Source organism: Pseudoalteromonas sp. AOP7-A1-14 (genome assembly GCF_052376275.1).
Classification (GTDB): Bacteria; Pseudomonadota; Gammaproteobacteria; order Enterobacterales; family Alteromonadaceae; genus Pseudoalteromonas.
The window spans coordinates 57,424-66,399 of the sequence record NZ_JBQSVO010000006.1; the positions used below are offsets into that span (position 1 = coordinate 57,424).

Annotated in this window: 5 protein-coding genes; 2 read left to right on the plus strand and 3 right to left on the minus strand. The window is 41.4% G+C overall.

The features are described from left to right. Window positions 1–48 precede the first annotated feature (48 nt). The 3 genes from carB to dapB all read right to left on the minus strand — a co-directional run bounded on the left by carB (window position 49) and on the right by dapB (window position 5,425). Entirely contained in the window at window positions 49–3,267 is a 3,219-nt protein-coding gene (carB, locus tag ACT3RM_RS02315) for a carbamoyl-phosphate synthase large subunit (RefSeq protein WP_441834823.1), read from the minus strand. Window positions 3,268–3,283: 16 nt separating this feature from the next. After that, window positions 3,284–4,420, minus strand: a complete 1,137-nt coding sequence (gene carA / locus ACT3RM_RS02320) for a glutamine-hydrolyzing carbamoyl-phosphate synthase small subunit (RefSeq protein WP_441834824.1) — start codon at window positions 4,418–4,420, stop codon at window positions 3,284–3,286. A gap of 207 nt (window positions 4,421–4,627) precedes the next feature. Next, on the minus strand, window positions 4,628–5,425 hold the full coding sequence (gene dapB, locus ACT3RM_RS02325; protein ID WP_441834825.1) for a 4-hydroxy-tetrahydrodipicolinate reductase: 798 nt from the start codon (window positions 5,423–5,425) through the stop codon (window positions 4,628–4,630). A gap of 736 nt (window positions 5,426–6,161) precedes the next feature. Here dapB and ACT3RM_RS02330 point away from each other — a divergent pair. Together ACT3RM_RS02330 and ACT3RM_RS02335 are read left to right on the plus strand one after the other, a co-directional pair. After that, window positions 6,162–7,475, plus strand: a complete 1,314-nt coding sequence (locus tag ACT3RM_RS02330; protein ID WP_441836668.1) for a Na+/H+ antiporter NhaC family protein — start codon at window positions 6,162–6,164, stop codon at window positions 7,473–7,475. A gap of 331 nt (window positions 7,476–7,806) precedes the next feature. Further along, on the plus strand, window positions 7,807–8,928 hold the full coding sequence (locus ACT3RM_RS02335) for a polysaccharide lyase family 7 protein (protein WP_441993164.1): 1,122 nt from the start codon (window positions 7,807–7,809) through the stop codon (window positions 8,926–8,928). The last annotated feature ends 48 nt before the right edge of the window (window positions 8,929–8,976 follow it).

The window sequence follows — 8,976 nt, forward strand, 5'->3', positions numbered from 1 at the left end:
TTTCTCACTTAATCCCAAGGGTGACACATTCACCCTTGGCACATTTCCTTAGTTCAATCGTTGGTGTAGTTCTTGAACTGACGTTACACTGCTACGGTCATCTGCTTGGTTAGCAGTACAGTTAGCAAACGCTGCATTCAAGGTCGTGGTGTAGTTAGTTTTGTGCTGTAAAGCACCACGACGCAACACCTTCGAATCTTCAATCGCTTGGCGACCTTCTGTGGTATTAACGATATAACTGTACTCACCATTTTTGATTCTATCAAGAATGTGAGGACGGCCTTCGAATACTTTATTTACACGACGTACAGCAATACCTGCTTCTTCAAGCGCTACGGCTGTACCGCCTGTTGCATCAATTTCAAAACCAAGATCGGTCATGGTTTTTGCAAGCTCAACAATGCGTGGTTTATCGCTATTACGTACTGATAATAACGCGCGGCCACCGCGTGGTAAAGTATTGCTTGCACCGAGTTGTGCTTTTGCAAAAGCTTCTGCGAATGTATCACCCACACCCATTACTTCACCGGTTGAACGCATTTCAGGACCACGAATAGGATCAACACCTTGAAATTTAGCAAAAGGAAGTACCACTTCTTTTACGCTATAGTAAGGTGGAAGCACTTCTTTAGTGATACCTTGGCTTGCAAGTGATTGACCCGCCATACAACGCGCAGCTACTTTTGCAAGTGGCACACCGGTTGCTTTAGATACAAACGGTATGGTACGTGCTGCACGTGGATTGACTTCGATTAAATAAACTTCACCATCTTTTACTGCAAACTGAGTATTCATCAACCCAACCACACCAAGCTCAAGGGCCATACCCGCTACTTGCTTGCGCATTACGTCTTGTACTTCTTGCGTTAACGAGTGTGCTGGTAATGAACAGGCTGAGTCACCCGAGTGAACGCCCGCTTGCTCAATGTGTTCCATAATACCGCCAATAATCACTTGCTCGCCGTCGCAAACTGCGTCAACGTCAACTTCAATTGCGTTATCTAAGAAACGGTCAAGTAGAACTGGCGCTTCGTTTGATGCAGATACGGCTTCGGTCATGTAACGTCGTAAGTCTTGCTCATCGTATACAATTTCCATTGCGCGACCGCCTAGTACATAAGAAGGACGTACAACGAGTGGGAAACCAATTTCAGCAGATTTAGCTATCGCTTCCTCTGTTGAGGTTACCGTTGCGTTTTCTGGCTGGAGTAAGTTTAAACGATCAACAAGTTGTTGAAAGCGTTCACGGTCTTCTGCACGGTCTATTGCATCAGCCGAAGTACCAATTACAGGCACCCCATTCGCTTCAAGTTCGCGAGCTAGTTTAAGAGGTGTTTGACCACCATACTGCACAATAACGCCTTTAGGCTTTTCAACACGTACAATTTCAAGTACGTCTTCAAGGGTGATTGGTTCAAAGTATAATCGGTCTGATGTGTCATAGTCTGTAGAAACCGTTTCAGGGTTACAGTTAACCATGATTGTTTCATAGCCGTCTTCACGCATTGCAAGCGCCGCGTGTACACAACAATAATCAAATTCAATACCTTGGCCGATACGGTTAGGACCGCCACCGATAACCATTATCTTGTCTTTGTCTGATGGGTTTGCTTCACACTCTTCATCGTAACTTGAGTACATGTAAGCTGTGTCTGAGCTAAACTCAGCGGCACAAGTATCAACACGCTTATACACGGGTACAATGTTTAGTAAGTGACGTTTTTTACGAATTTCAGCTTCAGATACACCGGCAATATCGGCAATACGTGGATCTGCAAACCCTTTACGTTTCAATTTGCGTAAGAAGTCAGCATTTAAACCAGCCATACCTACTTCACTGATTTTTGCTTCATCTTTTAAAATGTCTTCGATTTGCACTAAGAACCAACGGTTAATTTTTGTTAGCTCATATACATCATCAACACTCATACCATGGCGCATCGCATCGGCAATATACCAAATACGCTCAGCACCTGGCTCGCGTAATTCACGAATGATTTTTTCTTTCGCTTTAGGGTCATCAAGTGCCACAATTGGGTTAAAGCCCGTTGCACCTACTTCTAAACCACGAAGAGCTTTGTGTAATGACTCTTGTTGGTTACGACCAATCGCCATTACTTCGCCCACTGATTTCATTTGCGTCGTTAAACGGTCGTTTGCACCGGCAAATTTCTCAAAGTTAAAGCGAGGAATTTTTGTTACTACATAGTCAATTGACGGCTCAAATGACGCTGGTGTTTTGCCACCAGTAATATCGTTTTGTAGCTCATCAAGGGTATAACCTACCGCAAGTTTTGCGGCAATTTTAGCTATTGGGAAACCCGTTGCTTTTGAAGCTAGTGCAGATGAACGCGATACACGCGGGTTCATCTCGATGATCACCATACGACCATCATCTGGGTTAACACCAAACTGTACGTTTGACCCACCGGTTTCAACACCAATTTCACGCAGTACCGCCATAGAGGCATTACGCATTAGCTGATACTCTTTATCAGTTAATGTTTGTGCGGGTGCAACAGTAATTGAATCACCTGTGTGTACGCCCATTGGGTCGAAGTTTTCAATAGTACATACGATGATGCAATTGTCGTTTTTGTCACGTACAACTTCGGTTTCATACTCTTTCCAACCAATGAGGGATTCATCAATCAATAGTTCATTAGTAGGTGAAAGGTCTAAACCGCGCTCACAAATCTCTTCAAACTCTTCCATGTTGTAAGCAACACCACCACCGGAGCCGCCCATGGTGAATGAAGGACGAATAATACACGGTAAGCCAATGCGTGACATTATGTCTTTAGCTTCTTCCATTGAGTGTGCAATTTCAGCGCGTGGGCACTCAAGGCCAATGTTGCGCATGGCTGCATCAAAGCGCTCACGGTTTTCTGCTTTATCAATTGCATCAGCCGTTGCACCAATAAGCTCAACCCCGTGCTTAGCCAGTACTCCGTGTTTGTCTAGTTCAAGCGCACAGTTTAATGCTGTTTGACCACCCATAGTAGGGAGTACAGCATCTGGCTTTTCTTTTTCGATAATTTTTTCAACAACTTCCCAGTGAATTGGTTCGATGTACGTCGCATCGGCCATGTCAGGGTCAGTCATTATTGTTGCAGGGTTCGAGTTAACTAAAATAACTCGATAACCTTCTTCTCTAAGTGCTTTACACGCTTGAGCACCAGAGTAGTCAAATTCACAGGCTTGGCCAATTACAATCGGGCCTGCGCCTAGGATAAGAATGCTTTTTAAATCAGTACGTTTTGGCATTGTTACTCCGGTTAATTTAGTTAGAACGCGCTTGCATCAGTTCGATGAAGTGATCAAATAACGGTGCAGCATCATGTGGGCCTGGGCTTGCTTCTGGGTGACCTTGGAAGCTAAACGCTGGTTTGTCTGTACGATGAATACCTTGCAATGTGCCGTCAAATAATGACTTGTGTGTTGCGCGTAGGTTTGCTGGTAAACTTGCTTCGTCTGCTGCAAAGCCGTGATTTTGCGCAGTGATCATCACTACATCACGGTCTAAGTCTTTCACTGGGTGATTACCACCGTGATGACCAAACTTCATTTTTGCAGTTTTTGCACCTGAAGCTATAGCTAATAATTGATGCCCTAAACAGATACCAAAGATAGGCGTTTCAGCTTCTAAAAACGCTTTAATTGCATCAATGGCATAAGTACATGGCTCTGGGTCGCCTGGGCCATTCGATAAAAAGATACCATCTGGGTTAAGTGCTAATACATCAGCTGCTGAGGTTTGTGCTGGCACTACTGTTAATTTACAACCGCGGTCAACAAGCATGCGTAAAATATTGCGTTTTACGCCAAAGTCATAAGCAACAACGTGAAATTTTTCATCGGTGGCTGATAAGGTTTTAAACCCTTCACCTAATGCCCAACTTGACTCGCGCCACTGAAAATTTTCCTTGGTTGAAACTACTTTTGCTAAATCCATGCCTTTCAAGCCTGGGAAAGCTTTTGCCGCTTCCAGTGCTTTGTTTTCATCTAATTCGTCACCTGCAATAATACACCCGTTTTGTGCGCCTTTATCACGAAGAATACGGGTTAACTTTCGGGTGTCGATGTCTGCAATACCTAAGATGTTACGTTCTTTTAAGTAATCTCCTAACGATTTCTCGCTACGAAAATTACTTACTAGCAGTGGCAAATCACGGATCACTAGGCCTTTAGCCCAGATTTGATTCGCTTCTTCGTCTTCGCTGTTAGTACCCGTATTACCGATATGTGGGTACGTCAAAGTTACGATTTGTTCCGCGTATGAAGGGTCTGTCAAAATTTCTTGATAACCAGTCATTGACGTATTGAATACTACTTCACCGGCTGATATGCCGTCAGCACCGATTGCAGTACCGCGAAACACTGTGCCGTCTTCTAGGACTAACAGAGCGGATTTAGTCAAGTTAAACCTCCTAACAGTAAAAAACGGGCGTAAAGTCATTTGCTCTACTACCCGCTTAAGCGATTGGAAACACGCATTTATTAATTTTTGGCAAATTGAGACTATTCTATAGTATTTTGCCTTTTAGATCTAACCCTAATTATTAAAACAGCTAAAACAGGCACTATTAACTAAATACTGACTCAAACAGCCAAAAACACAAGTAAACTACTTCAAGTCAAGCACATCTTGCATATCATAAAGTCCTGCGGGTTTGTTTTTTAACCACGCTGCAGCTCTTATAGCACCTAATGCAAAGGTCATTCTTGAGCTTGCTTTATGAGTTAATTCAAGCCTTTCACCGGAAGTTGCGAAATAAGCGGTATGTTCACCTACTATGTCTCCACCACGAATGACTGAATAACCAATCTCATTTTGAGACTTTTCATTTTTAACTTGGCTACGATCAAACACAGCGGCATCATCATGGTCCCACCCTTTAGCATCTGCAATTGCTTCACCAATAGCAAGCGCCGTACCCGATGGCGCATCGATTTTATGACGATGGTGAGCTTCAAGTATTTCAATATCTAAATCATCACCAAACTTAGTCGCTGCGGTTTGTACTAAGCTAAGCATTACATTAACACCCACGCTATAATTACGTGCAAATACAATCGGGATCTGTTTAGCTGCCTGCTCAAGTGTTTCCATATCACTTGCACCTAACCCCGTAGTACCAATCACCATTGGAATATTGTTTTTTACGGCATTTTGTAAATGGTTACGCATGCCTTCAGGTAGCGTAAAATCAATTAATACATCAATATTATTTAGCTGCCCTTCATCACTAAAAGTAATGTCGGATTTTACAGCGCTATTTACTTCGTTTACAGCGAGGCCTAATAAAGATGAACTTGCTCTTACGTAAGCGGCGCTTAATTGTGAATTATTTTTATTTGTTGCAGCTTCTAATAATGCCTGCCCCATTCGGCCATTAGCTCCAAATATACCAATTTGGTTCATACTGTTACCTTATCTGTTGTTATTTATACTCAAGCCACATCATGATGCGAGCGTCGTTGTAATTAAATCTTTTTAAACACACGTTTTAAGTGCTTTAGAGGAACTGACTTCCTACGTTTTTACTTATTCTTAAAAGGACTTCCATTATTGCAAAGTAACGCCTTGATATTAAGCCCCTGTGAAACGCCGAATTCTGCATCTTGAGGTTACTTGGTTACATAAGCTAGATTTTATCTAAAACTCATGTAATAGTCGGGAAAGCTTTATAATAAAACCACCTTAACTTTACAAAAACAATAATAACAGATAGCCTTTGCATTTAGCCATCTATACATTTAAACTTCTCACCTTGCGCTGATTTGTCTTTGACTTGCGGGCGCTGTTGACACTCTTTTCAGTGAAAAGAACACAACTGAATTCAGCTAAAAAAGGGAAGTTTTGGCTGTAATATACCCAAACCACCTCAAGATGCAGAATTCAGCGTTTCACAGGGGCTTAATATCAAGGCGTTACTTTGCAAGAATGGCAATCCCTTTTAAGAAGTAACAACAATGAGAGTAACTGCCTGTGAAACGCCCAAAGGGTTGGTTTAAAAGCGATTTATACTGCATTATTGATTTTAACAATAGAACCACTATTATTTGCAATCAATGCCTTGCCTAAATCGCTTTTAATTCCAACTGAAACTCGCATCTAGGGGTGGCTTGGGTATAAATGTTATCTAACGAGGAATATGATGCAGCCATCATTTAATAAAACCCAAGCAAAGCTTTCTTTGCTGCCATTAGTTACCTTTGTTGCGCTATTTTTAGGCGCCGGATTGTATTTGCAATCACAAGGGGTTGATTACGCTTTTTATCAATTGCCTGCGCCCGTAGCTATTCTACCCGCCATTATGCTGGCGTTCTTTTTAAATAAAAACACGATCAATCACAGTGTCGAAACTTTTATTAAAGGAGCAGGCCACAGCAATATTATCACCATGTGCTTAATATACCTGTTAGCCGGTGCGTTCTCAGCTGTAGCAAGTGCCACAGGCGGTGTTGATGCAGTCGTTAACGCAGGTTTATCACTTATTCCACCTAGCTTATTATTACCGGGGCTATTTTTAATTGCTGGGGTGGTTTCGACGGCGATGGGAACTTCAATGGGTACCATTGGGGCAATTGGACCAATTGCTTATGCGGTATCAGTCAAAACAGGTATTGATCCTGCGCTTATGGCCGGTACGATTGTTTCAGGCGCGATGTTTGGTGATAACTTATCGATTATTTCTGATACCACCATCGCTGCCACCCGCACCCAAGGTTGTGAAATGAAAGATAAATTCCGTGAGAACTTAAAAATAGCTCTCCCTGCTGCTGCACTAACCATTGCCTTATTATTCTTTTTAACACCTGAGGCACAAGCAGTGGACACCAGTGATTACAACATTTGGCTAGTACTGCCTTATGCCTTTATTTTAGTACTTGCAGTGATGGGCTTTAACGTATTTGTGGTGCTATTTAGCGGTATTATTTTTGCCGCATTTGTAGGGTTCGCTTTTGATTACCAAGGTGGCAGCTTTGTAAAAGATATTTATAAAGGTTTTACCGATATGCAAGAAATATTTTTACTGTCAATGTTTATTGGTGGCTTATCGGAGTTTATTCGTATTAATGGTGGCCTTGATTACATCGCAAATAAAATTCAAGCAATTACAAAGATCATCGCTAAATGGCACCGTAAAGTGGCTGACCAACTCGGTATTGCTGCATTAGTAATGACCAGTAATGTGTGTATTGCTAATAACACCGTGTCAATTATTGTAGCAGGCCCTATTGCTAAAAAGCTTGCTGGTGATGGTAAAATCACAGGTAAGCGATCTGCAAGTTTACTGGATATTTTTGCCTGTGTAACGCAAGGCTCACTCCCTTATGGCGCACAAGCTCTACTGCTTGGTGCAACGTTTAAAATAAGCCCATGGGAAGTATCAACATCTTCTTACTATTGCTTTATTTTAGCCTTTACTGCAGTAACGGTTATTTGTTTACGAAGAAATAAAGCTTAATCCAACTAATACTGCAAAGCACTGTAGTAAGTGCTTTGCAGTAACCTTTCACTGCCCTTTGCATATCTAATAATCTATAAATCAATCTATACATGCACGTTTGCAGCAAATAAAAATTTTATGGTTCTAGCTCCCTAGAGTTAATTTCAACCTTACTCCCTCCTTTGCAAGTTATCCTTATATGAAATCAAAATATTAATTACCCTATTGGTATGACCAAAAGTTTTATAGTAAAACCTAATTGGTATGGTTGATTTGAATAATTGGTATGTTATATTTTGTTAACGAATGTCACACACAATATACACACGCAATTTATAAAGAGACCAGTATGAATAAAAATCGACTTAGACAACTATCTTTTTACGGCGCTATTTTACCCCTTTCTTTAACTGCTATCGTTGCTTGCTCTAGTAGTGAAACGCAAGTCAGTGACCAATCAACAGCTGATAACACAAACCAATCTGTGCCTGCTGATAAATTTGATCTTAGTAACTGGAAAATTACCGTACCAATCGACAAAGACAAAAATGGTAAAATTGACGAAATTGATGTGAAAGAAATACAAACCTATTCACACCCTGATTTCTTTTATCTAGATGACCAAGGTGGCATGGTATTTACTAGCCCAAACAAAGCAATTACTACCGCTACATCAAGTAATACCCGCAGCGAATTAAGGCAAATGCTCCGCGGCACAAATACTAAAATAAAAACAAAGAGTGCTGGTAATAATTTTGCTTTGGCTGCACATCCTTTATCCGAGCGTTTTGGAGCAGTAGGCGGTAAAATGTCTGCGACTTTAAAAGTTGATCATGTTTCAAGCCATGCGGGTCACCCTGATAAACCACCTGCTTATAGTGTTGTTGTTGGACAAATCCACGCCGGCAAAGACAAAGCTTTAATAGCTAAAAATTTAGGTTTTGGGTCGGGAAATGAGCCAATCAAAATCTACTATAAAAAATGGCCTGATCATAAAACTGGTTCGGTGTTTTGGAACTATGAGCGTAACTTAGCTAAAGATGATCCAAACCGCATCGATATTGCCTACCCTGTATGGGGTAATACATGGGAAAATTCTGCTATGCCAGGTGAAAAAGGTATCGCACTAGGTGAAGAGTTTAGTTACGAGATAAATGTTCATCAAAGTACTATGTATTTAACGTTTACAGCACCAGATAAACCAACAGTAAAGTACAGCGTTGATTTATCTAACAACATTGACCCTAAAGGTAATGTTGACCAGCACGATCATCGTTTAGGTTACACCGCCGATTCGCTTTACTTTAAAGCTGGTGGATATAACCAGTGTAGTACTAAAGATGCCCCCGGTGTCTGGTACACAGCTTGCCCTGGTACTGGAAATTGGGCAACAGATAAAGCCAATGGTAATTACGCACAAGTCACGTTCTCTAAATTACTACTAGGCCCAAGTGAGGCACCTAAGCAATAATGTTATTAGTTTCTCCCTACTAACACTTAAAAAGCCTGTGAACAAATG